Below are 1700 nucleotides of genomic sequence, written 5' to 3' on the forward strand. Positions count from 1 at the left end.
CAATGGTATTTAGATAATCTATACCCTTAGTTAGTCTTAAGGGTCTAACAAAAAGATTACAAAAGCCTTGACTTTTAAGCTGGAATCTGCGGCCGCTCTCATTACTGATATTATTGTGAGGTAATGAGAGCGGCCTTTGAATTAGAAATTAAAATTTTTCTAATTCAGGAGGCACATACCTATGTTCCATTTAAAACTTAAAGATACTCTTAAGCATTCTATAGCAACGGTTACATCGCATATGGATTCCTTTGTTTATAATCCGGGACGCGATTATTCTCGTATACGAAAACTTTCCCCAGATCATGTTATTTCGTTCCTTATTTCTCAAGGCGCTTCATCCACGAAATGCGAATTTCTGGATTTCTTTCAAATGTCAGAGGATCTCCCTTCTATATCTGCCCTAAATCAAAGGCGTTCCCAAATGATGCCAGAGGCTCTGGAAGCTGTATTCCATGAGTTTACTTCTTCTTCCGAAAAGCTTGAACTTTCAAAGCAGGAACAGCAGTATCAATACATTGCTGCTGATGGTTCTACTACTTCTTTTTTCAGCTTTTCAAAGTATTCGTCTGATGATTATTTTATCTCAGAAGGACATTCTGCCTCCGGCTTTTACAGCATACACATTAATGCCTTTTATGACATAAATAAACGGATCTATACCGATGCCATTCTTCAGTCTGCACACAAAAAAGATGAGTTCCTTGCTTTTTGCCAGCTTGTAGACAGACATATCCCTCACCCGGATCAAAGAACTATTTTTATCGGGGACAGAGGGTATTGCTCTTATAACAACATGGCTCACGTGATCGAAAAAGAACAGTATTTTGTTTTTCGTACAAAAGACATTACAAGCAAAGGGTTGATTGGGAACTTTGTTTTTCCGGATTCTGATACATTTGATATAACTGTTGACGTAACTCTTACGAGATCCCATCGTAAATCTATAAAAATCAAAGATGGTTTTTACCGAAGATATGTTGACCAGGCAGCTTCTTTTGACTACATAAAATATGGCTCAGAAGATACTTATGATCTGACTTTTCGGATCGTACGGTTTCCAATATCAGAAGATACTTATGAATGCCTTGTGACAAATCTTCCGGAAAAAAACTTTCCTGTTGAAAAGCTTAAAGAAATCTATAATTCCAGATGGGGGATCGAATCCTCTTTTCGAAAATTGAAATATACGATTGGATTAAGTCATTATCACAGCTATAAACCTGATTTTATAAAACAGGAAATATGGGCGAAGTTTATCGCTTATAATGCCACGGAACTTCTTGTTGCTCATACTGTAGTCGTTCATGGGAAACGTAAATATTCCTATAAAGTAAACTTTACGCTTGCTGCACATATATGCAGAATCTATCTCCGTCTCCACACGGAGACAGATTCCATAAATGTGATGGCACTGTTACAAAAGGAATTAGTCCCGATCCGCTGCGATCGACAATTCCCAAGACTTAAAACGGCTCATTTCAGAAAACCCAAATATCTGATATACCGTGTTTCCTAAACAGTATCATCAACTGATAGTATATCACTTTTTCAAGCAGATGAAAATCTGCTTATTTGTCGTTGACAAAACGAACAAGAATTTAACCATTTTCATATTTCATAAATTTTTCAAGGCATTTCTTTTTAAATGTCAAGTAATCTCCGGAATATGCTTTATTTATCTAAATACCATTGGTTCA

Annotated in this window: 1 protein-coding gene; it reads left to right on the forward strand. The window is 36.5% G+C overall.

What is annotated here, in order from left to right; genetic code table 11:
* Positions 1-241: 241 nt before the first annotated feature.
* A complete protein-coding gene (locus LI074_RS16960) occupies positions 242-1519 on the forward strand; it encodes an IS4 family transposase (protein WP_227219490.1) in 1278 nt (425 codons plus the stop codon).
* Positions 1520-1700: the final 181 nt, after the last annotated feature.

This window comes from Blautia sp. MSK18_10 (assembly GCF_020553185.1).
Lineage (GTDB): Bacteria > Bacillota > Clostridia > Lachnospirales > Lachnospiraceae > Blautia_A > Blautia_A wexlerae.